This window comes from Pseudomonas sp. UW4 (genome assembly GCF_000316175.1).
In the GTDB taxonomy this organism is placed as follows: Bacteria; Pseudomonadota; Gammaproteobacteria; order Pseudomonadales; family Pseudomonadaceae; genus Aquipseudomonas; species Aquipseudomonas laurylsulfatiphila.
In genome coordinates this window covers 6059958-6084805 of sequence record NC_019670.1, presented here as the reverse complement: position 1 = coordinate 6084805, position 24848 = coordinate 6059958, and the positions used below count along the sequence as shown (strand labels likewise).

The 24848-nt window shown below is 60.3% G+C and carries 26 protein-coding genes; 9 read left to right on the top strand and 17 right to left on the bottom strand.

Features of this window, described 5'->3' with window-relative positions:
* Window positions 1-9: 9 nt before the first annotated feature.
* From PPUTUW4_RS27155 to phoB, 3 genes are all read right to left on the bottom strand, one after another.
* Window positions 10-1350 (bottom strand): hemolysin family protein, encoded by a 1341-nt coding sequence (locus PPUTUW4_RS27155; protein ID WP_015097386.1) that lies wholly within the window; start codon window positions 1348-1350, stop codon window positions 10-12.
* A gap of 123 nt (window positions 1351-1473) precedes the next feature.
* Window positions 1474-2760 carry a phosphate regulon sensor histidine kinase PhoR gene (phoR, locus tag PPUTUW4_RS27150; protein WP_265102323.1) on the bottom strand — a complete coding sequence of 429 codons (1287 nt, stop codon included), beginning with the start codon at window positions 2758-2760 and terminating at the stop codon, window positions 1474-1476.
* Between the two features lie 80 nt (window positions 2761-2840).
* Window positions 2841-3530, bottom strand: a complete 690-nt coding sequence (gene phoB, locus PPUTUW4_RS27145; protein ID WP_015097384.1) for a phosphate regulon transcriptional regulator PhoB — start codon at window positions 3528-3530, stop codon at window positions 2841-2843.
* A gap of 153 nt (window positions 3531-3683) precedes the next feature.
* Between phoB and PPUTUW4_RS27140 the strand changes: the two genes are divergently transcribed.
* Entirely contained in the window at window positions 3684-4067 is a 384-nt protein-coding gene (locus PPUTUW4_RS27140; protein ID WP_015097383.1) for a hypothetical protein, read from the top strand.
* Window positions 4068-4120: 53 nt separating this feature from the next.
* Here the strand turns inward: PPUTUW4_RS27140 and ubiA are convergent, their stop codons facing one another.
* Both ubiA and PPUTUW4_RS27130 read right to left on the bottom strand, forming a co-directional pair.
* Window positions 4121-5011: a 4-hydroxybenzoate octaprenyltransferase gene (gene ubiA / locus PPUTUW4_RS27135; RefSeq protein ID WP_015097382.1), complete on the bottom strand. Its 891-nt coding sequence runs from the start codon at window positions 5009-5011 to the stop codon at window positions 4121-4123.
* Window positions 5011-5574 carry a chorismate lyase gene (locus PPUTUW4_RS27130; protein ID WP_015097381.1) on the bottom strand — a complete coding sequence of 188 codons (564 nt, stop codon included), beginning with the start codon at window positions 5572-5574 and terminating at the stop codon, window positions 5011-5013. Before PPUTUW4_RS27130 ends, ubiA begins: the two co-directional genes overlap by 1 nt.
* Before the next feature lie 200 nt (window positions 5575-5774).
* On the opposite strand from PPUTUW4_RS27130, the gene PPUTUW4_RS27125 reads away from it, so the two are divergent.
* The 5 genes from PPUTUW4_RS27125 to PPUTUW4_RS27105 all read left to right on the top strand — a co-directional run bounded on the left by PPUTUW4_RS27125 (window position 5775) and on the right by PPUTUW4_RS27105 (window position 9752).
* Window positions 5775-5945: a rubredoxin gene (locus PPUTUW4_RS27125; protein ID WP_007975200.1), complete on the top strand. Its 171-nt coding sequence runs from the start codon at window positions 5775-5777 to the stop codon at window positions 5943-5945.
* Between the two features lie 18 nt (window positions 5946-5963).
* Window positions 5964-7112: an FAD-dependent oxidoreductase gene (locus PPUTUW4_RS27120; protein ID WP_015097380.1), complete on the top strand. Its 1149-nt coding sequence runs from the start codon at window positions 5964-5966 to the stop codon at window positions 7110-7112.
* Between the two features lie 194 nt (window positions 7113-7306).
* On the top strand, window positions 7307-7582 hold the full coding sequence (locus tag PPUTUW4_RS27115; protein WP_003195589.1) for an HU family DNA-binding protein: 276 nt from the start codon (window positions 7307-7309) through the stop codon (window positions 7580-7582).
* A 310-nt stretch (window positions 7583-7892) separates the two neighbouring features.
* On the top strand, window positions 7893-8288 hold the full coding sequence (locus PPUTUW4_RS27110) for a hypothetical protein (protein ID WP_015097379.1): 396 nt from the start codon (window positions 7893-7895) through the stop codon (window positions 8286-8288).
* A 150-nt stretch (window positions 8289-8438) separates the two neighbouring features.
* Window positions 8439-9752 carry a delta-60 repeat domain-containing protein gene (locus PPUTUW4_RS27105; protein WP_015097378.1) on the top strand — a complete coding sequence of 438 codons (1314 nt, stop codon included), beginning with the start codon at window positions 8439-8441 and terminating at the stop codon, window positions 9750-9752.
* A gap of 47 nt (window positions 9753-9799) precedes the next feature.
* On the opposite strand, the gene PPUTUW4_RS27100 is transcribed toward PPUTUW4_RS27105, so the two are convergent.
* The 6 genes from PPUTUW4_RS27100 to exbB form a co-directional block, all read right to left on the bottom strand.
* Window positions 9800-11200: an aminoacyl-tRNA deacylase and HDOD domain-containing protein gene (locus tag PPUTUW4_RS27100; RefSeq protein WP_015097377.1), complete on the bottom strand. Its 1401-nt coding sequence runs from the start codon at window positions 11198-11200 to the stop codon at window positions 9800-9802.
* A gap of 78 nt (window positions 11201-11278) precedes the next feature.
* Complete coding sequence (gene recG / locus PPUTUW4_RS27095) at window positions 11279-13354, bottom strand: ATP-dependent DNA helicase RecG (protein ID WP_015097376.1); 2076 nt, start codon at window positions 13352-13354, stop codon at window positions 11279-11281.
* Window positions 13355-13363: 9 nt separating this feature from the next.
* Entirely contained in the window at window positions 13364-14293 is a 930-nt protein-coding gene (locus PPUTUW4_RS27090) for a hydrogen peroxide-inducible genes activator (protein WP_007975189.1), read from the bottom strand.
* A gap of 285 nt (window positions 14294-14578) precedes the next feature.
* Window positions 14579-15328 carry an energy transducer TonB gene (locus tag PPUTUW4_RS27085; protein WP_015097375.1) on the bottom strand — a complete coding sequence of 250 codons (750 nt, stop codon included), beginning with the start codon at window positions 15326-15328 and terminating at the stop codon, window positions 14579-14581.
* Window positions 15325-15753: a TonB system transport protein ExbD gene (gene exbD, locus PPUTUW4_RS27080; RefSeq protein ID WP_007975187.1), complete on the bottom strand. Its 429-nt coding sequence runs from the start codon at window positions 15751-15753 to the stop codon at window positions 15325-15327. The genes PPUTUW4_RS27085 and exbD overlap by 4 nt, the downstream gene beginning before the upstream one ends.
* 6 nt (window positions 15754-15759) lie before the next feature.
* On the bottom strand, window positions 15760-16734 hold the full coding sequence (gene exbB, locus PPUTUW4_RS27075) for a tonB-system energizer ExbB (RefSeq protein ID WP_015097374.1): 975 nt from the start codon (window positions 16732-16734) through the stop codon (window positions 15760-15762).
* A gap of 188 nt (window positions 16735-16922) precedes the next feature.
* Between exbB and PPUTUW4_RS27070 the strand changes: the two genes are divergently transcribed.
* Window positions 16923-17780, top strand: coding sequence for an SDR family oxidoreductase (locus PPUTUW4_RS27070; RefSeq protein WP_015097373.1), 858 nt, complete (start codon window positions 16923-16925; stop codon window positions 17778-17780).
* A 128-nt stretch (window positions 17781-17908) separates the two neighbouring features.
* Here the strand turns inward: PPUTUW4_RS27070 and PPUTUW4_RS27065 are convergent, their stop codons facing one another.
* The 6 genes from PPUTUW4_RS27065 to PPUTUW4_RS27040 all read right to left on the bottom strand — a co-directional run bounded on the left by PPUTUW4_RS27065 (window position 17909) and on the right by PPUTUW4_RS27040 (window position 23224).
* Complete coding sequence (locus PPUTUW4_RS27065; RefSeq protein WP_015097372.1) at window positions 17909-18649, bottom strand: hypothetical protein; 741 nt, start codon at window positions 18647-18649, stop codon at window positions 17909-17911.
* 67 nt (window positions 18650-18716) lie between these two features.
* Entirely contained in the window at window positions 18717-19097 is a 381-nt protein-coding gene (locus PPUTUW4_RS27060) for a RidA family protein (protein ID WP_015097371.1), read from the bottom strand.
* A gap of 36 nt (window positions 19098-19133) precedes the next feature.
* The gene (spoT, locus tag PPUTUW4_RS27055; protein ID WP_015097370.1) at window positions 19134-21239 is read right to left on the bottom strand and encodes a bifunctional GTP diphosphokinase/guanosine-3',5'-bis pyrophosphate 3'-pyrophosphohydrolase; all 2106 of its coding nucleotides are present in this window, start codon (window positions 21237-21239) and stop codon (window positions 19134-19136) included.
* Window positions 21240-21296: 57 nt separating this feature from the next.
* Window positions 21297-21560 carry a DNA-directed RNA polymerase subunit omega gene (gene rpoZ, locus PPUTUW4_RS27050; RefSeq protein ID WP_007921129.1) on the bottom strand — a complete coding sequence of 88 codons (264 nt, stop codon included), beginning with the start codon at window positions 21558-21560 and terminating at the stop codon, window positions 21297-21299.
* A 167-nt stretch (window positions 21561-21727) separates the two neighbouring features.
* The gene (gmk, locus tag PPUTUW4_RS27045; protein WP_007975181.1) at window positions 21728-22348 is read right to left on the bottom strand and encodes a guanylate kinase; all 621 of its coding nucleotides are present in this window, start codon (window positions 22346-22348) and stop codon (window positions 21728-21730) included.
* Window positions 22349-22360: 12 nt separating this feature from the next.
* On the bottom strand, window positions 22361-23224 hold the full coding sequence (locus tag PPUTUW4_RS27040) for a YicC/YloC family endoribonuclease (RefSeq protein WP_007975180.1): 864 nt from the start codon (window positions 23222-23224) through the stop codon (window positions 22361-22363).
* Window positions 23225-23492: 268 nt separating this feature from the next.
* On the opposite strand from PPUTUW4_RS27040, the gene rph reads away from it, so the two are divergent.
* Window positions 23493-24215: a ribonuclease PH gene (gene rph, locus PPUTUW4_RS27035; protein ID WP_007975179.1), complete on the top strand. Its 723-nt coding sequence runs from the start codon at window positions 23493-23495 to the stop codon at window positions 24213-24215.
* 28 nt (window positions 24216-24243) lie between these two features.
* Window positions 24244-24612, top strand: a complete 369-nt coding sequence (locus tag PPUTUW4_RS27030) for a DUF4870 domain-containing protein (protein ID WP_015097368.1) — start codon at window positions 24244-24246, stop codon at window positions 24610-24612.
* The last annotated feature ends 236 nt before the right edge of the window (window positions 24613-24848 follow it).

Below are 24848 nucleotides of genomic sequence, written 5' to 3'. Positions count from 1 at the left end.
GAAAGCCAGTTAATCCAGCATCAACACCTTGGCCAGGACAATCTTCGGCCCCTTCATCTTCTTGATGATGATCCGCAGGCCTTCGACTTCCAGCACCTCTTCCTCTTCCGGAACGCGCTTGAGGCTCTCATAGACCAGCCCGGCAAGGGTTTCGGCTTCGACGTGGTCGAGGTCGATGCCCAGCAGTCGTTCAACCTTGAACAGCGGTGTATCGCCCCGCACCAGCAACTTGCCCGGCTGGTACGCGAGGATCCCGCGCTCGGCCTTGCGGTGTTCGTCCTGGATGTCGCCCACCAGCACTTCCAGCACGTCTTCCATGGTCAGGTAGCCGATGATGTTGCCGTCGGCCTCTTCGACCACGGCAAAGTGCGAACCGCCCTTGCGGAACTGCTCCAGCAACTGCGACAGCGGCATGTGCCGCGACACGCGCTCCAGCGGGCGGGTCAGTTCGGCGAGGTTGAACGACTCGGGAATGTGGTCCAGCGCCGCCAGTTCCAGCAGCAGATCCTTGATGTGCAGCAGGCCGACGAACTCCTGGCGTTCGCTGTCGTACACCGGATAGCGGCTGAACTTGTGGCGACGGAACATCGCCAGGATCTGCTTGAGCGGTGCGTTGAACTCCAGGGTTACCAGGTCTTCGCGGGAGTTGGCCCAGTCGACCACTTCCAGTTCACCCATCTCCACTGCCGAGGCCAGCACGCGCATGCCTTGGTCGCTCGGGTCCTGGCCACGGCTGGAGTGCAGGATCAGTTTCAGCTCTTCACGGCTGTAGTGATGCTCGTGATGCGGGCCGGGCTCACCTTGCCCTGCAATGCGCAGGATGGTGTTGGCGCTGGCGTTGAGCAGGTAGATGGCCGGGTACATGGCCCAATAGAACAGGTACAGCGGCACGGCGGTCCACAGCGACAGCAATTCGGGTTTGCGGATCGCCCAGGATTTGGGGGCCAGTTCGCCGACCACAATGTGCAGGTACGAAATGATGAAGAACGCGGTGAAGAACGAGATGCCTTTGACCACTTCGGCCGATTCAACGCCGACCGCGCTCAACACCGGCTCAAGAATGTGGGCAAACGCGGGCTCACCGACCCAGCCCAGACCCAGGGAGGCGAGGGTGATACCGAGCTGACAAGCCGAGAGGTACGCATCGAGCTGACTGTGCACGGTGCGCAGGATGTGCCCGCGCCAGCCGTTTTTATCAGCGATGGCCTCGACTCGTGTCGAGCGCAGCTTGACCATGGCAAATTCCGCCGCAACGAAAAAGCCGTTGAGCAAAACCAGGATCAGAGCAAAAAGAATCATGCCGAAGTCGGCGAAAACTGTAGCGAGGGTCAAGCCAGGGGAAGGGTCCATGATGGAGTTTTGCGGGTTCCGTGTATTCGAGAGGGAAGAAAAATCCGCGCCTGAAGGGCAGGCGCAAGTCAGCCAATGTAGCGGCTGACCGGCCAGTTGCCTAGTGGCGCGTGCTGACCGGTATCAGTCGGCGGTGCTGATAACCCGTGATTTGGTGACCTGGGCCGGGGCAAAGTGGCAGGTAAAGGTACTGCCGTGACCCGGTACGCTGCTGATTTCCATCCGTGCCCGATGACGTAACAAAACGTGTTTGACGATCGCCAGCCCCAGGCCGGTGCCACCGGTATTGGAGTTGCGGCTGGAGTCGACGCGATAGAAGCGTTCGGTCAGGCGTGGCAGGTGTTTGGTATCGATGCCGATCCCGGAATCCTGCACGCTCAGGTGCGCCCCCTGGTCATCGCCCCACCAGCGAATGCGGATGTTGCCTTCGGCCGGGGTGTATTTCACCGCGTTGAACACCAGGTTGGAAAACGCGCTGCGCAACTCCGCCTCGCTGCCCTTGAGCAGAATCGTCGGGTCGGCTTCCAGGGTGATTTTCTGGTTTTTCTGGCCGGACAACTGCTGCGCATCGCTCTTGATCGATTGCAGCAAGCCATCGATCGGCACCGGCTGGTTGTCCGATGGGTAATCGGTGGCTTCCAGCTTGGCCAGCAACAACAGGTCGTTGAGCAGGGTCTGCATGCGCCCGCCTTGTTGCTGCATCTGCTGCAAGGCACGGCCCCAGCGCGGGTTCACCTCGTCGACGTTATCGAGCAGGGTTTCCAGGTAGCCGCAGATCACCGTCAACGGTGTGCGCAGTTCATGGGAAACGTTGGCGATGAAGTCTTTGCGCATTTGCTCAAGCTGATGGATGCGCGTTACATCACGCACCAGCATCAAGTGCTCGTTGTTGCCGTAACGGGTGATGTACAGCTGGATGCGCACGCGGTCGTTGGTCGGCGAAGGAATTTCCAGCGGCTCGGCGTAGCTGTCTTGCTCGAAGTATTCCTTGAAGCGCGGATGGCGCACCAGGTTGGTCACCGGTTGGCCGCTGTCCTGCGGGGTCTTGAGGCCCAGCAGGGTTTCGGCGGCGCGGTTCCACCATTCCAGGTTGCCGTCGGTGTCGAGCATGATCACCGCATCCTTGAGTGCGGCGGTGGATTCCTGAACCCGGTCGATCACCGCTTGCAAGCGTCCGCGTACCCGTTGGTCGCGGCGTTGCAGGTGGTAGATGCTGTCGAACACCTCGCCCCACAGGCCGTAGCCGTCGGGCGGCGCTTCATCGGGTTTGTGCAGGCGCAGCCACTCGTGCAGATGCAGCAATTGCTTGAGGGTCCAGGCCAGGTAAAGACCCAGGCCTGCGGCGAGGCTCCAGCCGTAATAGCCGGTGATCAGGCCGATCACCAGGCAGGCGGTGACCAGTAGCAGCATGTGGCGAATCAGGGTGCCATGCCAGTTTTGGTTCACTTGACGCGCGTCCTTGTCAGCTTGTCGGGCGGTAAGGGTCCGGGTCAGGCTTTGGTAGAAAAGCGGTAACCGGTGCCGCGCACGGTTTGTACCAGATTTTCGTAAGCATCGCCGAGGGCTTTGCGCAGGCGCCGAATGTGCACGTCGACGGTACGCTCTTCGACATAGACGTTGCCGCCCCAGACCTGATCCAGCAACTGGCCACGGGTGTAGGCGCGCTCCTGGTGAGTCATGAAGAATTGCAGCAGGCGGTATTCGGTTGGGCCCATCTCGGCGGGACGACCGTCGATGGTCACGCGGTGGCTGATCGGGTCCAGCAGCAGGCCGCCGACTTCGATTGGCGCCTCGCCATCGGTCGGGCCGGTACGGCGTAGTACCGCCTTCAGGCGCGCCACCAGCTCACGGGGGGAAAACGGCTTGGTGATGTAGTCGTCGGCGCCGACTTCCAGGCCCTGGATCTTGTTGTCCTCTTCACCCTTGGCGGTGAGCATGATGATCGGGATGTCCCCGGTCAGCTCATCACGTTTGAGGCGACGGGCCAGCTCGATGCCGGAGGTGCCGGGCAGCATCCAGTCGAGCAGGATCAGGTCCGGTTTGCGGTCGACGATAATGGCGTGGGCCTGCTGGGAGTTTTCCGCCTCCAGACAGTCATAGCCGGCCATTTCCAACGCAACGGCGATCATTTCGCGAATAGGCGCTTCGTCGTCGACGATCAGAATGCTCCTGCCAACCATGCCCTTAATCCTCTTGTCATTTAACTGTCTTGCGCCGCATTAGATAACGGAATTATTGCAGTCGTGTGACAGTATTTTAGTCGGTCGGCGATTGGCTGGATCCTGGGCTAAGCTCTAAGTCCGGATCCTGACAACCACAAGAGGAAGGTTTCCATGAACTGCATTGCTCAATCCTGGAAGGCGTTGCTGGTCACGGTTGCGTTAACGCTGCCGACACTGGCCTTTGCCGCCGACCCGGCGATGATGAAAGACGGCATGATGGTCGACCATAAGGGCATGACTTTGTACACGTTCGACAAGGACACTGGCGGCAAGTCGGTGTGCACCGGCGAGTGTGCAGAGTACTGGCCGCCGCTCAAGGCAGAGGCGGGTGCCAAGGCTGAAGGTAAATGGACCGTTATCAAGCGTGACGACGGGACCATGCAATGGGCCTTTGACGGAAAACCGCTGTACTACTTCCAGAAGGACAAGGCACCTGGAGAAATGAAGGGTGACAAGATGAAGGACGTCTGGCACGTCGTTCGCGAGCATATGTAACAATGCAAAAAGATCGCAGCCTGCGGCAGCTCCTACCGCAGGCTGCGATCTTTTCAACGCAACGCGTAATCCAGCACAATCCCGACGAAAATCGCCAAGCCCGCCCAGTGATTGTGCAAAAACGCCTTGAAACAACGCATCCGGTCTTTGTCGCGGGTGTACCAGAACTCCCACGCAAAACAGCCCGCCGCCACCAGTAATCCGAGGTGGAACCAGCCACCCAGGTCGAACTTCGAACCCGCCAGCAACAGGCAGCCCAGCGCCAGCCCTTGCAGGGTCAGGATGATCGCCCGGTCCGCATCGCCGAATAGAATCGCCGTGGATTTCACGCCGATCTTCAGGTCGTCATCGCGGTCGGTCATCGCGTAATACGTGTCGTAACCCACGGTCCACATCAGGTTGGCGATCCACAGCAGCCACGCAGCGGCCGGGAGTCCTCCGGTTTCGGCGGTAAAGGCCATCGGCATGCCCCAGGAGAACGCCGCGCCCAGCACCACTTGTGGGTAATAGGTGTAGCGCTTCATGAAGGGGTAACTGAACGCCAACGCCAGGCCGCCCAGCGACAACCACACGGTCGCGGCGTTGGTGCACAGCACCAGCAGGAAGCTCACGCCCATCAGCAATGCGAAGAACACCAGCGCCTCTTTCGAGCTGATCTTGCCGCTCACCAGCGGGCGCTGCTCGGTACGCTTCACATGACCATCGACCTTGCGGTCCGCCCAGTCGTTGATCACGCAGCCACCGGCGCGGGTCAGCACTACGCCCAGGACGAAAATCACAATGTTGGCCAGGGACGGCGAACCCTTGCCGGCAATCCACAGCGCCCACAGCGTCGGCCAGAGCAGCAGGTAAATGCCGATCGGCTTGTCCATCCGCGTCAGCTGAATGAAGTCCCAGGCCCTAGGGTTCAAGCGGTTCAAGGACTTGAGCAGGCTTTGGTACATCAGAGGTTCTCCGATCGGGCGCGTGCGGCGTCCCACAGGGAAGGCAGGAAGATTTCGGCCACCAGTACACTCAGCGCGCCGCGGTCAAAACGTGAACGGCGGCCCCATAGATCCGGTGCCCGCACCTCGCCCGGCAGCCATTCTTGAGGGTAATGACAAACCTCGATGGCCCGACGCTGAAACGCCTGGTCGCAGAACAGCAATTCACCCAGGGAGCGGCTGCCCAATTCGTCCATGTGCAAGCCGTCGCCTTGCAATGCACTGCGTGCCGCGACACTGCGGGCGAACACCCAGGCTTCACCATGACCGCGCAGATACACCTCGCGCACCCAACCTTCACTGCCGTCGGCCAGGTCCAGCGCTGCGCATTCGTCGGCGCGCAGGGTTTGCCAGCCTTCGAACATCGGCGAGACGCTGAAGGCATCATTCGACAGATGAATCAGGCGCCTGGTGAGCGAGCCTTCGTCGAACAGCCAGTCCAGGATGGAAGCATCGGGGAGGGGCGCCAGTTCGCTGCGCGAGAGCCAGAGAGGAGCTGGAGAGGGGGATTCTGTGTGTTGCACAATGAGTCATTATTGGCAGCAAATGAGGCGGCGAGCTTAACATGTCAGCCGCCGATATCGATTGAATTGGCCTGCCGTTGCGCCGAACAGGCTTGCATCCGGCGGCACCGATCAGTACAAAACGCGCTGAGTTGGACGGCAGTGCTACAACCATCGACCGTTCTGCCGGCAAAACGCCTGAACCCCTGAGGAAGTACCTGATGAAAAAGTGGCAATGTATCGTCTGCGGCCTGATCTACAACGAAGCCGACGGTTGGCCGGATGACGGCATTGCGCCGGGCACCCGTTGGGAAGACGTGCCGGAAGACTGGCTGTGCCCGGACTGCGGTGTGGGCAAAATGGATTTTGAAATGATCGAAATCGCTGCCTGAATAATTGAGGAGTAAGGAATGAACGCACCTGTCGTCATCATTGGCACCGGTCTGGCTGGCTACAACGTCGCCCGCGAGTTTCGCAAGCTCGACAGCGAAACCCCGCTGCTTTTGATTACCGCCGATGACGGGCGCTCCTACTCCAAGCCGATGCTCTCCACCGGCTTCGGCAAAAACAAGGATGCCGACGGCCTGAGCATGGCTGAACCCGGCGCCATGGCCGAACAACTCAAGGCCGAAATACGCACCCACACGCGCATCAGCGGCATTGACCCGGGCCACAAGCGCCTGTGGATCGGTGAAGAGGCGGTGATGTACCGCGACCTGATCCTGGCCTGGGGCGCCGAAACAGTGCGCGTGCCCATTGAAGGTGACGCGGCGGATTGCGTATTCCCCATCAACGACCTGGAAGATTACGCACGTTTCCGTGCGGCAGCTGCTGGCAAGCGCCGCGTGCTGCTGCTCGGCGCCGGCCTGATCGGCTGCGAGTTCGCCAACGATCTGACCCTGGGCGGCTACGAAGTGCAACTGGTTGCGCCGTGCGAACAGGTCATGCCGACCCTGTTGCACCCGGCGGCCGCGGCAGCGGTGCAGGCTGGCCTGGAAAGCCTCGGCGCACGTTTCCACCTCGGGCCGGTGCTCAACCGCCTGCAACGCGTGTCGGACGGTCTCGAAGCACACCTGTCCGATGGCCAGGTGATCTCGTGTGACGTGGTGGTCTCGGCCATTGGCCTGCGCCCGCGCGTCGACCTCGCGGCAGCGGCCGGTTTGCAGGTCAACCGCGGCATCATGGTCGACCGGCACCTGAAGACCTCCCATGCCAACATCTACGCCCTCGGCGATTGTGCTGAGGTCGACGGGCTGAATCTGCTGTACGTGATGCCCCTGATGAGCTGCGCGCGAGCGCTGGCGCAAACCCTGGCCGGCAACCCGACCGCCGTCACCTATGGCCCTATGCCGATCACCGTCAAAACCCCGGTGTGCCCGCTGGTGGTATCCCCGCCGCCACGGGGTGCAGAAGGCATCTGGACCGTCGAAGGTCAGGGCGCCGACATCAAGGTTTTATGCCGCGATGCCGCAGGCAAACTGCTCGGTTATGCCCTCACCGGTGCCGCCGTGATGGAAAAACTGGCCCTGAACAAAGAGCTTCCAGCCCTGTTGGCATAAATACCGGTCGTTCTGTCGGAATCACCCCCCTTTTGCCCTAACAATGGCCGCGCCGATACTGGCGCGGGGCCTCACTGCGTGCCATCCTCACTCCCGTCTGCCGCAGAGTAGAGCACCTGCGGCGCTTTTGGCGCTGCTCCGCAGAGAGCAGCACGGACATAACAACAACAAACCGTCAAAGGGGCTTCACTCACATGCGTAAACCAGACCTCGCTGCAGCCATTGCTGAAAAAGCAGACCTCACCAAAGAACAAGCCAACCGCGTTCTCAACGCCGTTCTTGAAGAAATCACCGGTGCCCTGCACCGCAAAGACAGCGTGACGCTGGTGGGCTTCGGCACCTTCCTGCAACGCCATCGCGGTGCCCGCACCGGCAAAAACCCGCAAACCGGTGAACCCGTCAAAATCAAGGCCAGCAACACCGTTGCGTTCAAGCCAGGCAAGTCGTTGAAAGACAGCGTTAATCCGTAAGCCGTTTTCGCCTCTCGCGTAGCGGGGGGTGGAATAAAAAATGGGCACGCCAACCAGGGTTGGGTGCCCATTTTTTGTACCTGAAATACCGCGCCCTCTAGGAGCCCGGCAAGCCGGCTCCTATGTATGTGTTTCTTCAGGTGCAGAAGTGGCGTGTGGAGTGGCTGGAGTGATGTGTTGATAATTGTGACTTAGTAGTCATCGTGCAGGTAATGGTAATGATCTTCTCCTAAAGCAGCTGGATACTGGCGTTATCCTCTGAAGCCGTTAAACTGCCCAAGCCGTTCATTTTTCTTCTGAGGCTGTGCGCATGAAATTTCGTTTTCTGCTGTGGATGCTGGGTTTTTTGATGGGTAAGGCCAGCCGGACCAATCCGGCGTTTCAGCAGCAGTTGGGTGACAAGGACCTGGTGTTCCAGCTGCAGACCCTGGACGGGAAAGTGGCGCGGCATTTCCGCGTGAAGGACCAGCGCATCACCAGCCAATCGGGTGTTCATGCCGAGCCTGCGTTTGCGATTGCCTTTAAAGATGCCGCGTATGGCTTTACCACGATGCAGGCGAAGAACAAGCAACTGGCGTTCATGACCGGGATTCAGGACAAATCGATTCAGATCAAGGGCAACCCGGCGCTGGTGATCTGGTTCCAGGGGCTGACCAAGTATTTGAAGCCGAAGAAAAAGCCTGTAGCTGTTCAAGGACAGCCATAAAGGTTGTTGTTTCGGACTAATCTCCGTCGATTTTAGTTCGAAGAAGACTAAATGACTGTCATTCCTGACAGGTCACAGTTGCGGTTGTTGCGTGCTCCACTGTGCTGAACATTGGGTAGTTCACCCTTACTACACACGTGGAGTGCGATCATGAGCCAGATGCAGAGTGAAACAGTGACAGCAGGAACACTTGACCCGTCCTTTGGTAAAAATGGTGTAGTGGAAATAGAAGAGTGGAGGGCTGTTTTATATTCGGTTCTTCCGATGAATGGAAAGCTGGTTTGTGCCGATAAATACCAGCGTGATGGTGTCGTGTCGATGAGGCTAAGGCGAATGGATGATCGTGGAGTCTTCGACACTTCTTTTGGTGACAATGGGTCGACGATCTTGCCAATTCACTGGAGCGTAGCCCCTAGATGTGGACTATTTCCATACTCGGAGGGCAAATTCCTTGTGAAAGGTACGTACCTTGATGAAATGGGGCAGCGAGATATGGTTGTTGCTCGGCTGAATAAGGATGGCCAGCTGGATACTGATTTTGGAGAGGAGGGTTATAAAAAAATAGACCCCTATAGACTGTTCTCTCGTGACGCAGCGTCATTACGCTCCCGGAAGTCATTCCCCCCCCGAAAAAATGTCGACAATACAAGTGAAGCAAAAAGTTTAACCATGGCAGCCGGATATATTGGCGGTTCTGTGTGCGTGCAGAAAGATGGCAGGATTCTTGTCGCGCACAGTGGGATTTACGGCCAGGACAATGGTCGATACTGGGTACGTGGATTGCTGATTCGACTTACGCCAGACGGCAAATATGACACGACCTTTGGTGATGGCGGTAAATTATTGATCAACCTTGATGGCCTTGATCATGAAGTCATCAGCATTGCGCTAACGGATGAAGAAAAAATTCTGGTGTTTGGTAGTTATCTTGAGGATGACTCTGAAAATGCAGCCTTAAACGCTTTTGTCATTCGTTTGGAAAAGGATGGGAAGAGAGATCGCAGCTTCAATGGTCAGAAGTTCGTTATTAAGAATGACGAACTAAAGCATATTAGGGCCGGGACAATTTCAGTCAGGAACAGCGATGGTGCGATTGTAGTGGCTGGCTCCGCTGCCAAGACTCATGATTTTGGTTTGCCATCTACCCCCTGGATTGCAGTTCTAAACGCCAACGGGTCTCCCAATCTTGGGTTTAATGCTGGCAAGCCATTGTTCTCCAGCATATTGCCCGATGGGGGGTTTTGGCAAAACTGTGCCTGGCAAGAGAATAACAACACAATCCTGGTTGCAAGATCAGTGGCAGCACGCTATTTGCCCACTGGTCAGCTTGATACTTCGTTCAACGGTAAGGGTTGGTTCCACCATAAAAGCACTTATCACCACATGGCGCTGACAGAGGACAGCAAGTTGGTTCTTATCGGGAACGAGGGGGGGTATCCGTTTGTTTTGCGTAGCCTGTTATAAAATCCAAAAGTGAAGTCGGTTCTGTCGCGGGCTTGCCCGCGATGCTTTCAGCCTTGGGTGAATTGCGATGCCAGTTCGCGCAGCAGCACTTCAGCTTCCAGCACTTTGCTAACCACGTCGTCGGCCTTGGCGCGGCTCAGACCGAGGCGTTCAAGAAGTGCGTCGGGGATGCCTTCGTCGGGGCCGGAGCCGATGCCTCGGCTGCGCAGCAGGCGCACCGACAGGCAGACCAGGTTCGGGTATTCGGCGTAGGTGCCGTCGTAGGCCGGGTCGTGCTGGAAGCGCAGCGCGGTCGACAGCTCTTCGGGCATGTCCCAGTAGCGCATCAGCCACGAGCCGATCTGTTCACGGCTGATGCCCAGCAGGTGTTGTTCCACGAAGCTGTGGCACAGGTGCGGGTTGACCTCCAGGTGGCGGCAGATCAGTGAGAAGTGTGGCGGGAACACGTGGGCCAGCAGCAGGTAGCCGAAGTTGTGCAGCAGGCCGGCCAGGTAGGTCAGGCCTGCTTCCGGGCGCTGGGTGCGCGGCATGGCGCGGGTAAGGCCTTCGATGACGGCGGCGGTGTAGATGGATTGCTGCCAGTACGGCGTGGTTTGTTGCGGGTGGTCCTTGGGCAGGCTCAGGGTTTTACCCAGAGCCAGGCCAAGCGCCAGGTTGATCACCAGGTCGAAGCCCAGCACGCGCACGATGGCGTCTTCCACGGAACGGATCTTGCCCGGCGAGGCGTAGTACGGCGACGCTGCCCAGCTCACGACTTGCGCGGCCAGCGCCGGGTCGGTTTCGACCACGCCGGTGATGTCGTCGATAGTGGCGTTGGGGTCGACACGCAGCTTGATGATCTTTTGCGCGGTTTCAGCCAGCGGCGGAATCTCGATGGTCTCTTCCAGACGCTGCTGGATGCGCCGCGCGGTAAACGCCTGGACGGCCTGGGTGATTTCCTTGCGGTCGTCATCGGGACGGTCGAGGTTCGGTCGGATGCTGGTCAGGTTTTCGCCAAAGTTGGCGGCGCTGGCCTTGGTCAGCATGGTCCTGAAGTCTTCGCTGGAGACTTCCAGCAGCACGCCCGGCTCACCAGAGTTGATCAACAACTTTGGCTCACGCAGCAGGCCTTCGTCGTACAGGCAGGGTGAACTGGTCAGCGCCGGCAGGCCCGGCAGCAAGCTGAGGTTGTGCTTGCCGAGCATTTTTGTCAGGCGCTCGATCGGTACGGCGGTGAGGCGGCGACCGGTGAGTTCAGTGAGGCGATTGAGGTCCAGCAACTGGCTCTGCGGGAACAACACCATCAACGCGCCGACGCTGTCATCGAGCAGAACGGCCTGCACTTTGCGTGCGGCATTGAGGCCGTGATGCTCCAGCACTTCTTCGTAGGCAATGCCCAACTTGCCCAGCATCAGCCGAATAACCGACGGAGCGTGCGGGGTATCGGGTGCGAAGGCAACGTCGGTCATGGTCTGTATCCGTGATTAAACAATTGCTGGAGTATAACCAGCTTGCCTAAGGCCACGCCCCAGAAACTGTGACGGTTGTCACACTTGGCCGTATTGTTGGCCATGACGCAGCCAACGGTCGAGTAGCGGGCTGACATGGGTCGGCCAGCGTTCGAGCAATGCCTGGGCGGCATCTCGCACGGCGGGCAGTAAATCGGCATCGCGCATCAGGTCGGCGACCTTGAATTGAAGTAGGCCGGTCTGGCGGGTGCCGAGCATTTCGCCGGGGCCGCGCAATTCCAGGTCCTTTTCGGCGATGACAAAACCATCGTTGGTTTCGCGCATGATGCCCAGGCGCTGACGGCCGATCTGTGACAGCGGAGGATGGTAGAGCAGCACGCAATGGCTGACGGCGCTGCCCCGACCGACGCGGCCGCGCAACTGGTGCAGTTGCGCCAGGCCCAGGCGCTCGGGGTTCTCGATGATCATCAGGCTGGCATTGGGCACGTCGACGCCCACTTCGATCACTGTGGTCGCGACCAGCAGTTGCAGGTTGCCGGCCTTGAACTCGGCCATTACCGCGGCTTTTTCCGCAGGTTTCATGCGGCCGTGGATCAGCCCGACCTTCAGCTCGCCGAGGGCGGCGGTGAGGTCTTCATATGTGGTTTCGGCGGCCTGGCAGGTCAGCTCTTCTGACTCTTCGATCAGCGTGCATACCCAATAGGCCTGACGCCCTTCGGCGCAAGCGCTGCGCACCCGCTCGATGACTTCGACCCGCCGGGTGTCGGTGATCAGCACTGTGTTGACCGGGGTTCGGCCGGGGGGCAGTTCGTCGAGGATCGAGGTGTCGAGGTCGGCGTAGGCGCTCATGGCCAGCGTGCGCGGAATCGGCGTGGCGGTCATGATCAGCTGATGCGGACACATGCGTCCGCCGACGCCTTTCTGCCGCAGGGCCAGACGCTGCTGAACGCCGAAACGGTGCTGTTCGTCGATGATCACCAGCGCCAGGTTCTTGAATTGCACTTCGTCCTGGAACAGCGCGTGAGTGCCGACCACCATAGGTGTGCCGCTGGCGATTTGCTCCAGCGCGGCGGTGCGGTTCTTGCCCTTGAGCTTGCCGGCGAGCCATGCGACTTCAATGCCCAGCGGCTCGAGCCAGCGCTTGAAGGTGATGAAGTGCTGCTCGGCGAGAATCTCGGTGGGCGCCATCAGTGCGACCTGATAACCGGCCTCCAGCGCTTGCAGCGCGGCAAGGGCGGCAACCACGGTTTTGCCGGCGCCGACGTCGCCCTGGATCAGCCGCAGCATCGGTTCGTGCTGGCTGAGGTCGTAGGCGATTTCGTTGCCGACCCGATGCTGGGCGCCCGTCGGGTTGAAGCCGAGATTGGCCAGGTATTTGGCCGGCAGCCGGGTGGCTTTGGGCATCGCGGGCGCACGCAGGGCGCGCATGCTTTCACGAAGGCGCTGTTGCGACAGTTGATGGGTCAGCAGTTCTTCGAAAGCCAGGCGGTGTTGTGCCCAGTGATGGCCGAGGGCGAGTTCATCGACGTCGGCATCGGCGGGCGGGTTGTGCAGGTAGCGGATTGCATCGGCCAGCGGCGCCAATTGGTAGTCGCGGGCCAGCTCGTTGGGCAACCAGTCGGGCAGGCTGCTGGGGCCGAGCAGGGTGAGGGTCTGCATGCACAACTGGCGCAGGCGCTGTTGGGTCAGGCCTTCGGTGAGCGGGTAGACCGGAGTCAGGGTTTCATCCACCGGCGGTGGTTCGTCGCCAGTGATAGCGCGATATTCCGGGTGGTAGATTTCCAGCCCCGAAGCACCGGGCCGTGCCTCGCCGTAGCAGCGAATCCGCGTGCCGCGTTTGAGGCCTTCCTTCTGTGCATTGCTGAAATGGTAGAAACGCAGGCTGAGTCCGCCGGTGCCGTCCTGCAAGCGCACCACGAGGCTGCGCCGACGGCCCATGACCACATCGGCACCGCTGACCGTGCCTTCGATGACCGCATCCTGCCCGGGTCGCAGCGCGCCAATCGGGACCACGCGGGTGCGGTCCTGATAGCGCAGGGGCAAGTGAAACAACACGTCCTGGAGGTTTTCCAGGCCGACCTTGGCCAGTTTCTCGGCCATGGCTTCACCGACACCCTTGAGTGCCGTAACCGACACTTGCGACAACTCGCTCATGACCGTCGCTTAGCCCGCAGCAACCTGCGCCGCTGGCTTGGCCACCGAGCACAGGCGAATGGAGTCGGCGAGGATTTCAATCGCCTTCGGACGCGGGAAGCTCGCGCGCCAGGCAATGGCCACGGTGCGGAACGGTACGGGTGCCGACAAAGGACGCACCTCGATCACGCCGGGGGCGTAGTGGTGGCTGTCGACTGCCGACAACGGCAGGATCGAAATCCCGAGGCCGGAGGCGACCATGTGGCGAATGGTTTCCAGGGAACTGGATTCCACCGTGGTGTGCTTGGCGCCGTCGTTGCCTTTGGTCAGGGTCGGGCAGGCTTCCAGTACCTGATCGCGGAAGCAGTGGCCTTCGCCGAGCAGCAGCAGGCTCTTGTCGTTGAGCAGACTGGCATCGATGGACTCTTTTTGCGTCCACGGGTGCTGCGCCGGCATCAGCACGTAGAACGGCTCGTCGTAGAGCTGCAGGGTCAGCACGTCGGCTTCGCTGAACGGCAGGGCGATGATGATCGCGTCGAGTTCGCCGTTGCGCAGTTTGTCGCGCAGCACATGGGTGAAGTTTTCTTCGATGTACAACGGCATCTGCGGGGCGACCCGGTGCAGTTGTGGAATCAGGTGCGGGAACAGGTACGGCCCGACAGTGTAGATCGCGCCGACTTTGAGCGGGGCAGTCAGCTGGTTCTTGCCGGCCTGGGCCAGTTCGCGGATGCCCTGAGCCTGTTCCAGCACCTTTTGAGCCTGGGCCACGATGCCTTCGCCGACAGGCGTCAGGCGCACGGCGCTTTTGCTGCGCTCGAAAATCAGCACACCGAGTTCGTCTTCAAGCTTTTTCACGCCCACCGAAAGGGTCGGCTGGCTGACGTGGCAACGCTCGGCCGCGTGGCCGAAGTGCTGCTCTTGGGCGAGGGTAACGATGTAGCGTAATTCTGTGAGGGTCATAGCAAGCGTCCATGAAGTTGCGGGCCAAGCATACCGGCTGCAATCGATAGACGCACGTTATCAGACTGAACGTGTCCGGTGACACTGGGCAATGCCGGTTTGCCGCTGGCAGATAAGAGAAAGGCACCTTTCGGTGCCTTTTTGGCTTGGAACGCGACCTTCCTGTTGGCAGAAATCTCTGTGGGAGCGAGCTTGCTCGCGATGAGGGCCCAACATTCGACATCTACGTTGAATGTTAGACCGCTATCGCGAGTAAGCTCGCTCCCACATGGGGCGGTGGTGCGTTTACCGACGGCGTTTTTCCAGCGAATACACAAAGGGTGCAACGATTTCGATGGAGCCATTGGTCAGCATGTCGGCCGGCGGCTTGGGCAGCGGCTGAGCGCGGCGGATCATTTCCAGGGTGGCCCGGTCCAGATCGGCAGTGCCCGAGGCGCCTACCAGCTCAAACGACAACACATTGCCTTCGGCATCCACGACGAAACGCAGGCGGTTCATGCCTTCCTTGCCCCGTGCCTGTGCACTGGCAGGGTACTTTTTGTACTTCTGCAGGTGCGCCAGCAGCGTGCCTTGCCAACTGGCCTTGGCCGCCAGTTGAGCCGGCGAAGGACCCGGTGCAGGCTGAGCGGATTTCTCCGTAGGCGCCTGGGTCTGTTGCGTTTCTGCCGGTTTCTCCTCGGCCGGTTTTTCCTTCGGCGGTTCGGGTTTCTTCTCTACCGGCTTGGGCGGTTGTGGCTTTGGCTTCGGCTTGACGGGCTTGGGCACGGCAATCTCGGCTTTCGGCGCTTCGGCGAGCTTGGGGATCGGCAGTTCTTCAACCGGAGCCGGTGGCTGCGGTGGGGTGACGACCTTCGGCGGAGCAGGCGGTGGCGGGGCGGGGACCGGTGCCAGTTCGACCATCATTGCCTGAGGAGGCAATTCGATGGGCGGACGGGCGGACCAGTTCAGCGCCAGCGCGATGGCCAGCGCGTGAACGCCCAGCACCACGGCCAGGCTACCGCTGTAACGCGTCAGCTTATGGCGCGTCGTGATCATTTCTTGGCTGCCGTCTCGAGTCCGACCAGGCCGACCTTCAGGTAACCGGCTGAGCGCAGGTTGTCCATCACGCTCATCAGGTCGCCGTAATCCACGCCTTTGTCGGCCTGGAAGAAGATCGTCGTGTCTTTTTTGCCCTGGGTCCTGGCGTCGAGCGTAGCGCCGAGTGCTTCGGCCTTCACTTCGTCTTCACCGAGGAACAGGCGCTGGTCAGCCTTGACGCTGAGGAACACCGGTTTCTCTGGCCGCGGCGCCGGTTTGGCGGTGGAAGCGGGCAGGTCGACCTTGATGTCCACGGTGGCCAGCGGGGCCGCCACCATGAAGATGATCAACAGCACCAGCATCACGTCGATGAACGGCGTGACGTTGATTTCGTGGTTTTCGGACAGATCGTCGTCTGCCCCTTCTTTCAAATGCAGGCCCATGGCCGATTACCCCACTTTCACCATGTGCGGTTGCGAGCTGCGCTCAGGCTGGTGGTCGAGGTCGCGGCTGACCAGCAGCAGGACCTGTGCTGACGCATCGGACACCTGAGCCTTGTAGCCGGCGATGGAGCGGGCGAAGACGTTGTAGATCACGACCGCAGGGATCGCTGCAACCAGGCCCAGTGCGGTGGCCAGCAGGGCTTCGGCGATACCGGGAGCGACGACAGCGAGGTTGGTGGTCTGGGTTTTGGCGATGCCGATGAAGCTGTTCATGATGCCCCACACGGTGCCGAACAGGCCGACGAAGGGCGCGGTGGAACCGATGGTCGCCAGCACGCCGGTGCCGCTGCTCATGTTACGACCGCAGGCCGCGACAAGGCGCTCAAGGCGGAAGCTGACGCGTTCCTTGATGCCTTCTTTCTCACGGCTGTTGACCGACAGGCGCATCTCTTCGAGAGCATCGTGCACCAGCAGGTTGGCGAGGGTGCCTTCCTTCGCCGCCGTGGCGCTGGCTTCCTTGAGGGAGGTGGATTTTTTCAGTTGGGCGATTTCACCGCGCAGGCGACGCTTGGCGCCCATCAGCTCAAGACCCTTGGCGATCCAGATGGTCCAGGTGATGATCGAGGCGATGGCCAGGCCGATCATCACGATTTTCACGATGATGTCGGCATTCTTGTACATGCCCCACGGCGACAGGTCATGGGCCATGCCCAGAGTGTTGTCGGCTTCGAGGACTTCAGGAACGTCTTCACCCAGGTTCTCTGCCGGTGCTGCCTGGGCAGGATCGGTCGCGGCAGGAGCAACGGCCGGGGCGGCGTGATCAGCCGGTGCAGGGGCTGCGGCGGCGGCCGGAGTAGCTGGCGCCTGGGCATCGGCGAAAGCCGCGACTGGCGCGAGCATCAGGCTGAGGAGCAGGGCGGCCACCGCGCTCCAGGCGCGAGGTCGTTTGGTTGGCGAAGCGGAGAGTTGATTACGTGTCATGCTGGCCGGACCTGAGAGAAAAAACGGGTGAAGTTCTTCCAGGCCTCGAAGGGCCGAGAACAAAAGTGGGGCGTATTATTGCAAGTAATTCTTGTTAACAGAAGTAATAGCGTCTCTTTTTTTCCTGCATTGCTAGCCGCCTGTCTGTTGCCGGCGCTAGTCTGTGGCTTTGCGATAGGAGTTTTCTGATGTCTGCGCCTACTGTTTTGATCGCCGGTTGCGGTGATGTTGGCAGCCGCCTGGCCACACAGCTGCTGGCGGCGGGATGGGAGGTTCATGGCCTGCGGCGGGATGTTTCACGCCTGCCCGCGGGCGTCATCGGCGTTGCCGGTGATTTGTTCAACAAAGACTGCCCGGCCACTTGGCCGATCGGTGCCGTGGATTACCTGGTGTATTGCGCGGCAGCCACCGATCACGACGAAGCCGGCTACCGTGCAGCCTATGTCCAGGGGCTGGAACATGTGTTGGAGTGGTTGAACGACTACGGTCAGGTGCCCAATCGCCTGTTGTTTGTGTCCAGCAGCAGTGTTTACGGGCAGCAGGATGGCGAGTGGGTCGATGAGCGTTCGTCTACGGTGGCGTCCGGTTATTCTGGGCGTGTGATGCTCGAGGCCGAGCAGATCGCGCTCAAGAGCGGTATCCCGGCCAGTGTCGTGCGCCTGACCGGCATCTACGGCCCGGGGCGTGAGTGGTTGCTGACTCAGGTCCGCCTGGGTTATCGCGTGGCGGTCGAACCACCGTTGTATGCCAACCGAATCCATGCGGACGATGCCGCAGGGTTGATGGCGTGCCTGCTTGAGGCGGACCGGCGAGGCGTGGCGCTGGAGGATGTCTACATCGGCGTCGATGACGAGCCGGCAGCACTGGCCGATGTGGTGGGCTGGTTGCGCGGGTATCTGGGCGTGACTGAGTGGGACGACGATTCAAGCGTGCGGCGCACCGGCAGCAAGCGTTGCAGTAATGCGCGGGCGAAGGCTTTGGGCTGGGAGCCGAAGTACCCGAGTTTTCGCGAAGGTTATGTGGCGATTCTTGAAGGGCGCTGCTGATTTTCGGTCACAGTAAACCAAATGTGGGAGCGGGCTTGCTCGCGAAGGGTTCGTAACATTCAACATCTCTGTTGGCTGTTATACCGCTTTCGCGAGCAAGCCCGCTCCCACAGGGGGTAATGCGTTGCTTATTGCTTTTCCAGCAACCACTTGCGATCGCCGGGCGTGTACTGAGGCATCTCGTCCGCCTGCGCCGTGTTCACGGTCTGGAAAATCTCCAGCTCTTTGCCCTTGCGTGCAAAGATCCAGGCGTTTCCTTGGCCATTGAGTTGCAGCCACATGTTGTCATTGCCGCCGCTCATGGAGGCGCAATCGCCAGCCAGGCACAGCGCATAACGGTCAGTACCCGGCAGGCCGGTCACCTGGCCGTCGGCCTGGAACTGCACGGTGTCGCCTTCGCCGGGGCCGCTGACGACTTTCCAGCTACCGCCCATGTAGGCCGAATACAGCGCGCGTTCGAAGCTGGCGCCAAGCGGTGCGCCATCCGGTACCGGGATCAATGCCCGGTCGAAGACCTGGGCTGATTCGTTTTCGGTCGCGGTCTGGCTCAATTGTTTGCCGTCGTGCCTCAGTTCACTACCGGAGCTGCCATAAAAGTCGACTTTCCAGAGGCCGGATTCTTCACCCTGCAGCTTGCCTTCGACGTTTTCAAAGCCATTGGTGTAGCGGGCCTGGCCGGCCTTGGTGTTGATGTCCCATTCCAGGTTCGGACCATAGGCCTGGAGCGCTTCACGCAGGGGGACACCTTTGGCGGCAGCATCGATCGCCACCTGATTGATCCAGGTGCCGCTGATATCACGATCGGCAGGGTTGCTGGCACATCCGCCCAGAAGCAGAGCGAGCAGCGAGAGAGCAAGCGCATTGCGCATGGTGGAATCCTTTCAGACTTTCTTTACAGCAGGGCAGTCGGCGCAGCCCCGGGCTGCGCCGTGCACATTACTCGATGACCAGGATGGCATCCATTTCAACCTGCGAACCCTTTGGCAGGGCTGCAACGCCGATGGCGGCGCGGGCTGGGTAAGGCTGGTCGAAATACTTGCCCATGATCTCATTGACCTTGGCGAAGTGGCTCAGGTCGGTGAGGAAGATGTTCAGCTTGACGATGTCCTTGAACGAACCACCGGCTGCTTCGGCTACGGCCTTGAGGTTCTCGAACACCTGGATGGTCTGGGCTTCGAAGCCTTCAACCAGTTCCATGGTTTTTGGGTCCAGGGGAATCTGACCCGACATGTAAACGGTGTTGCCAGCCTTGATCGCCTGGGAGTAAGTACCGATAGCGGCCGGGGCCTTGTCGCTGGTGATAACAGTCTTGGTCATTGATGACTCCTTGTAAGAGGTGGCTACGTTTGCGAGCTATGCACGCATTCGGGTGATGCGGATCACCCCGGTCAAGGCGCGCAGTTTTTTGATCACGCGGGCCAGGTGCACGCGGTCGTGCACGCTGACCACCAACTGGACCACGCTGATGCGACCATCGCGTTCGTCCATGCTGATTTTCTCGATGTTGCCGTCGGCGGCGTTGACGCTGCTGGCCAACAGGGCAATCAGGCCGCGCTGGTGTTCCAGTTCGACGCGCAGTTCGACGTTGAATTCGCCGGTGACATCCTTGGCCCACGAGAGCTGGATGCACTTTTCCGGGTTGTGGCGGATTTCGCTGATGTTGCGGCAGTTGTCCAGGTGCACGACCATGCCTTTGCCCGCGGACAGGTGGCCGACAATCGGGTCGCCCGGGATCGGCGTGCAGCACTTGGCGTAGCTGAGTACCAGGCCTTCGGTGCCGCGAATCGCCAGCGGACCTTCCGGGCTTGGCAGCTGTTCGCCTTCGCCGAGCAGTCGGCGAGCCACTACATAGGCCATGCGATTGCCCAGGCCGATATCCTCGAGCAAATCCTCGATCAGTTCGAGGCGGTACTCGGCGAGCATCGCCTTGACGCGTTCGGCCGGGATTTTCTCCAGCGAGCTGTCGAATCCGTTGAGGACCTTGTTCAGCAGGCGTTCGCCCAAGCTGATGGATTCGGAGCGGCGTTGCAGTTTCAGCGCATGGCGGATGTGCGTGCGCGCCTTGCCGGTGACCACGAAGTTGAGCCATGCCGGGTTCGGCCGTGCGCCGGGTGCGCTGACGATCTCGACCGTGGAGCCGCTTTGCAGCGGTTCGGACAGTGGTGCGAGACGACGGTTGATCCGGCAGGCAATGCAGCTGTTGCCCACGTCGGTATGCACTGCGTAAGCGAAGTCGACCGCCGTGGAACCCTTGGGCAGCTCCATGATCCGGCCCTTGGGCGTGAACACGTAGACCTCGTCCGGGAACAGGTCGATCTTCACGCTCTCGATGAATTCCAGCGAGTTGCCGGCGCGTTGCTGCATTTCCAGCACGCCCTTGACCCACTGGCGGGCGCGGGCGTGAGTGCCTTTCGGCTGTTCGTCGCCGCTGGACTTGTACAGCCAATGGGCGGCGATGCCGTTGTTGGCCATCTCTTCCATTTCACGGGTGCGGATCTGGATCTCGATCGGAACACCGTGCATGCCAAACAGCGTGGTGTGCAGCGACTGATAGCCGTTGGCCTTGGGGATCGCGATGTAATCCTTGAAGCGCCCCGGCAGTGGTTTGTATAAGTTATGTACGGCGCCCAGCACGCGGTAGCAGGTATCGACCTTGTCGACGATGATCCGGAACGCGTAGACGTCCATGATCTCGTTGAAGGCCCGACGCTTGCCGCGCATTTTCGTGTAGATGCCGTAGAGGTGTTTCTGGCGACCGCTGACCTCGCCCTGGATGCCGTCGATGGCCAGGCAGTGGCTTAAGGATTCTTCGATCTTGTTGACGATTTCCTTGCGGTTGCCCCGGGCGCGCTTGACGGCCTGGTAGATCCGCGCGGAACGCATCGGGTGCATGGCCTTGAAGCCGAGGTCTTCGAATTCTACGCGGATGGCGTGCATGCCCAGCCGGTTGGCGATGGGCGCATAGATTTCCAGGGTTTCCTTGGCGATGCGTCGGCGTTTTTCACCGGACAGCACTTCCAGGGTGCGCATGTTGTGCAGGCGGTCGGCCAGCTTGACCAGGATCACGCGAATATCGCGGGCCATGGCCATGGCCATTTTCTGGAAGTTTTCGGCTTGTGCCTCGGCCTTGGTCTCGAAGTTCATCTGGGTCAGTTTGCTGACCCCGTCGACCAGTTCGGCCACAGTCTCGCCGAACTGCGCTTGCAGCGCTTCCTTGGCAATACCGGTGTCTTCGATCACGTCATGCAGCATTGCGGCCATCAGGCTCTGATGGTCCATGTGCATGTCGGCAAGAATATTCGCCACCGCGAGTGGGTGCGTGACGTACGCCTCGCCGCTACGGCGGCGTTGGCCGTCGTGGGCTTGTTCGGCGTAGAAATACGCTCGGCGGACCAGATTGACCTGGTCCTTGCCGAGGTAGGTCGATAAGCGATCGGCGAGGGCGTCTATGCTCGGCATGATGTCTCCTGCCGTAGGCTGTGATCCCGCGCCGTGCTACGTCGACCAGGCATAGGCTTAGACGGCCTCGTTGGACTCGTCCTCGAATGCAGCAAAAAGCGGTTCATCTTCAACGATTTCGGCTTCGGCGATAGCTGCGTAGTCGATCAGGCCTTCAGCGATTTCGCGCAGGGCGACGACGGTAGGCTTGTCGTTTTCCCATGCTACTTTCGGCTCTTTGCCGCCGGTGGCCAGTTGACGGGCACGCTTGGTAGAGAGCATGACCAGCTCAAAGCGGTTATCCACGTGTTCTAGGCAGTCTTCAACGGTTACGCGGGCCATGGTCTTCCTCGTAGCAAATGCAATATGCGCGCTGCCCGGATGGGCGAGCGGACTCAACAGTTTAAAAAATCACCAGCGATTAGGGAAGCGCTGATTTTTTGACCAAGCCCTTCAACGCGCTGCAAGTGCCAATGTAAAGCCCTTGCAGCGGTTTTGGGAAGAGCTGATTAACCGAGTAATTCAGCCAGCAATTTGCCGTGACGCTGCTGCTGACGCTTCTGAATCAGCTGATTGGCGCGGAAAATCGCCTTCAGGTCGTGCAGTGCGTGGGCAAAATCGTCGTTGATGATCAGGTAATCGTAGTCGACGTAATGGCTCATTTCGCTGACGGCTTCGCGCATCCGGCCGTCAATGATCTCGTCGCTGTCCTGGCCGCGATTGGTCAGGCGCTGGTGCAGGGCTTGCAGTGACGGCGGCAGGATGAAAATCGAGCGGGCCTGCGGCATCAGCTTGCGTACTTGCTCGGCACCTTGCCAGTCGATTTCCAGGATCAGGTCGTGGCCTTCGTCAAGGGTCTGCTGCAGGTGGCTTTGCGAGGTGCCATAGAGATTGCCGAACACTTCGGCGCGCTCGAGGAAATCGCCGTGCTCGATCATCTTCACGAACTCGCTGCGGTCGACGAAGTGATAGTTCACGCCATTCACTTCACCCGGGCGCATGGCGCGGGTGGTGTGGGAGACCGAGACGCGGATCTCCGGGTCGGCATCGGTCAGGGCCTTGACCAGGCTGCTCTTGCCCGCGCCCGAAGGGGCGGAAATGATGTAAAGGGTGCCAGTGCTGTGGGTCATGTCGGGGTAGCCTTACTCAATATTCTGCACTTGTTCGCGCATCTGCTCGATCAACACCTTGAGGTTGACCGCAGCCTGGGTGCTGCGCGGGTCGAAGGCTTTGGAGCCCAGTGTGTTGGCTTCGCGATTGAGTTCCTGCATCAGGAAGTCCAGGCGCCGACCGGCAGCGCCGCCGGATTTGAGTACCCGGCGAACTTCGATGATGTGAGTGCTCAGTCGATCCAGTTCTTCGGCGACGTCGCTTTTTTGCGCGAGCATGACCATTTCCTGTTCCAGGCGCTGCGGATCCATCTCGGCCTTCATGTCGGCGAAACGGTCGAGGACTTTCTGGCGCTGGGTGGCGAGCATCTGCGGGACCAATTCGCGCAGGGTCACCACGTCTTCTTCGATGGAGGTCAGGCGCTCGTTGATCAACCGTGCCAGCTCCGCACCTTCGCGCTCGCGACCGGCCTTGAGTTCCTTGAGGCCCTGGTTGAACAGTGCCAGCGCTTCGGCGTTCAAGGCTTGCGGGTCGGTGGCGTCGCCAACCAGTACGCCGGGCCAGGCCAGGACTTCCAGCGGATTCAGCGCGGCCGGGTTCTTGATTAGGCCGGCGATGGTCTCGGCGGCGGCGACCAGTTGCGCGGCGCGCTCCTGATCGATCTGCAGCGCTTTGCCGGTGTTTTCTTCGGTGAAGCGCAGGGTGCATTCGAGCTTGCCCCGCGATACGCCTTGGCGCAGGGCTTCACGTACCGCGCCTTCGAGGTCGCGAAAGGACTCCGGCAGGCGCAGGTGGGGTTCCAGGTAGCGGCTGTTGACCGACCGCAGTTCCCAGCTCAGGGTGCCCTGGACGCCGGCTTTTTCGACGCGGGCGAAGGCGGTCATGCTGTGCACCATGGCGGTACCTCGCAAGGCAGATCGGCGCAGAACCTTGGTTCCGGGAGTCCGATATCAATGAATTAAAGCCGACTGGCAGCAAAGGCGCAGGATTGTAGCGCAGTGGCGCGGATGCGCCCAAACACAGGGTGTGACAAAGAGCGGCAGGCCTGCGCCGGCGTGCAGTGCAGAGCCTTCGGTCGTCGGCGGATTTTTTTAGAAGTGCCCAGGGGCGGCCGTCGGCTCTATAATGCTCCGCAGTTTTCCGTCCCCAGTACAGGTATTCCCTATGATACGTCCAAGTGGTCGCGCTGCCGATCAGCTCCGCTCGATCCGCATCACCCGCAACTACACCAAACACGCCGAGGGTTCTGTGCTGGTCGAGTTCGGTGATACCAAGGTCATCTGCACCGTCAGCGTTGAACCGGGCGTACCGCGTTTCCTGAAAGGCCAGGGCCAGGGCTGGCTGACCGCCGAGTACGGCATGCTGCCACGGGCCACTGGCGAGCGTAACCAGCGTGAAGCCAGCCGTGGCAAGCAAGGCGGCCGTACGCTGGAAATCCAGCGTCTGATCGGCCGTTCCCTGCGCGCTGCGCTGGACATGACCAAGCTGGGCGACGTCACCCTGTACGTCGACTGCGACGTGATCCAGGCAGACGGTGGCACCCGTACTGCGTCGATCACCGGTTCCATGGTCGCGCTGATCGATGCCTTGAAAGTGATCAAGAAGCGTGGCGGCCTGAAAGGCGGCGACCCGGTCAAGCAGATGATCGCCGCTGTTTCCGTGGGCATGTACAAGGGCGAGCCTGTGCTCGACCTCGACTACCTGGAAGACTCGGCCGCCGAAACCGACCTGAACGTGGTGATGACCAGTGCTGGCGGTTTCATTGAAGTACAGGGCACTGCCGAAGGCGCGCCGTTCCAGCCTGAAGAGCTGAACGCCATGCTGGAACTGGCGAAGAAAGGCATGAACGAGATCTTCGAACTGCAAAAGGCCGCATTGGCCGACTGACCGGACCGCTCCAGGCAAGGAGGACACCATGAGTGACGAACAACTGCCGCTGCCCACGCCGAGCCAGGAGGTGCGTCAGTGGGCGATGTTCTGTCACCTGTCCGCCTTGCTGGGGATCTGGATTCCGTTCGGCACGCTGATCGGCCCGCTGATTCTCTGGCAAATGAAGCGTGAGATGGACCCGTTCATCGACGCCCAGGGCAAGGAGGCATTGAACTTCCAGATCACCGTCGCCATTGCCTCGGCTATCTGCTTCCTGTTGATGGTGGTGATTATCGGGTTCTTCCTGTTCGGACTGGTGGCGATAGGTGCGCTGGTGTTGACGATCATTGCCGGGGTGAAGGCCAATGAAGGGCAGCCTTACCGGTATCCGTTCACATGGCGATTGATCAAATAACGATCGAATACCCCCTTTGTAGGAGCGAGCCTGCTCGCGATGGTCGTTAATGATGACATTGGATACCTGACACCCAGCGGTGCTCTTTCGTCCATCGCGAGCAGGCTCGCTCCTACAGAGGGCGGCAATCACCGTCCACAAAAATGTATGGTCAGCCCGTCTCCTGCAACCTCTTTGGCTGTTTTCGGTAAAGCTGGCTTGCGCTAATGTATTCGGGCTCGTTGTGAGCGTTGCTG

Excerpts from the sequence above, each read along its gene's own strand:
- PPUTUW4_RS27155 (WP_015097386.1), bottom strand. The coding sequence starts at position 1,350 with ATGGACCCTTCCCCTGGCTTGACCCTCGCTACAGTTTTCGCCGACTTC.
- phoR (WP_265102323.1), bottom strand. The coding sequence starts at position 2,760 with ATGCTGCTACTGGTCACCGCCTGCCTGGTGATCGGCCTGATCACCGGC.
- phoB (WP_015097384.1), bottom strand. The coding sequence starts at position 3,530 with ATGGTTGGCAGGAGCATTCTGATCGTCGACGACGAAGCGCCTATTCGC.
- PPUTUW4_RS27140 (WP_015097383.1), top strand. The coding sequence starts at position 3,684 with ATGAACTGCATTGCTCAATCCTGGAAGGCGTTGCTGGTCACGGTTGCG.
- ubiA (WP_015097382.1), bottom strand. The coding sequence starts at position 5,011 with ATGTACCAAAGCCTGCTCAAGTCCTTGAACCGCTTGAACCCTAGGGCC.
- PPUTUW4_RS27125 (WP_007975200.1), top strand. The coding sequence starts at position 5,775 with ATGAAAAAGTGGCAATGTATCGTCTGCGGCCTGATCTACAACGAAGCC.
- PPUTUW4_RS27120 (WP_015097380.1), top strand. The coding sequence starts at position 5,964 with ATGAACGCACCTGTCGTCATCATTGGCACCGGTCTGGCTGGCTACAAC.
- PPUTUW4_RS27115 (WP_003195589.1), top strand. The coding sequence starts at position 7,307 with ATGCGTAAACCAGACCTCGCTGCAGCCATTGCTGAAAAAGCAGACCTC.
- PPUTUW4_RS27110 (WP_015097379.1), top strand. The coding sequence starts at position 7,893 with ATGAAATTTCGTTTTCTGCTGTGGATGCTGGGTTTTTTGATGGGTAAG.
- PPUTUW4_RS27105 (WP_015097378.1), top strand. The coding sequence starts at position 8,439 with ATGAGCCAGATGCAGAGTGAAACAGTGACAGCAGGAACACTTGACCCG.
- PPUTUW4_RS27100 (WP_015097377.1), bottom strand. The coding sequence starts at position 11,200 with ATGACCGACGTTGCCTTCGCACCCGATACCCCGCACGCTCCGTCGGTT.
- recG (WP_015097376.1), bottom strand. The coding sequence starts at position 13,354 with ATGAGCGAGTTGTCGCAAGTGTCGGTTACGGCACTCAAGGGTGTCGGT.
- PPUTUW4_RS27090 (WP_007975189.1), bottom strand. The coding sequence starts at position 14,293 with ATGACCCTCACAGAATTACGCTACATCGTTACCCTCGCCCAAGAGCAG.
- PPUTUW4_RS27085 (WP_015097375.1), bottom strand. The coding sequence starts at position 15,328 with ATGATCACGACGCGCCATAAGCTGACGCGTTACAGCGGTAGCCTGGCC.
- exbD (WP_007975187.1), bottom strand. The coding sequence starts at position 15,753 with ATGGGCCTGCATTTGAAAGAAGGGGCAGACGACGATCTGTCCGAAAAC.
- exbB (WP_015097374.1), bottom strand. The coding sequence starts at position 16,734 with ATGACACGTAATCAACTCTCCGCTTCGCCAACCAAACGACCTCGCGCC.
- PPUTUW4_RS27070 (WP_015097373.1), top strand. The coding sequence starts at position 16,923 with ATGTCTGCGCCTACTGTTTTGATCGCCGGTTGCGGTGATGTTGGCAGC.
- PPUTUW4_RS27065 (WP_015097372.1), bottom strand. The coding sequence starts at position 18,649 with ATGCGCAATGCGCTTGCTCTCTCGCTGCTCGCTCTGCTTCTGGGCGGA.
- PPUTUW4_RS27060 (WP_015097371.1), bottom strand. The coding sequence starts at position 19,097 with ATGACCAAGACTGTTATCACCAGCGACAAGGCCCCGGCCGCTATCGGT.
- spoT (WP_015097370.1), bottom strand. The coding sequence starts at position 21,239 with ATGCCGAGCATAGACGCCCTCGCCGATCGCTTATCGACCTACCTCGGC.
- rpoZ (WP_007921129.1), bottom strand. The coding sequence starts at position 21,560 with ATGGCCCGCGTAACCGTTGAAGACTGCCTAGAACACGTGGATAACCGC.
- gmk (WP_007975181.1), bottom strand. The coding sequence starts at position 22,348 with ATGACCCACAGCACTGGCACCCTTTACATCATTTCCGCCCCTTCGGGC.
- PPUTUW4_RS27040 (WP_007975180.1), bottom strand. The coding sequence starts at position 23,224 with ATGGTGCACAGCATGACCGCCTTCGCCCGCGTCGAAAAAGCCGGCGTC.
- rph (WP_007975179.1), top strand. The coding sequence starts at position 23,493 with ATGATACGTCCAAGTGGTCGCGCTGCCGATCAGCTCCGCTCGATCCGC.
- PPUTUW4_RS27030 (WP_015097368.1), top strand. The coding sequence starts at position 24,244 with ATGAGTGACGAACAACTGCCGCTGCCCACGCCGAGCCAGGAGGTGCGT.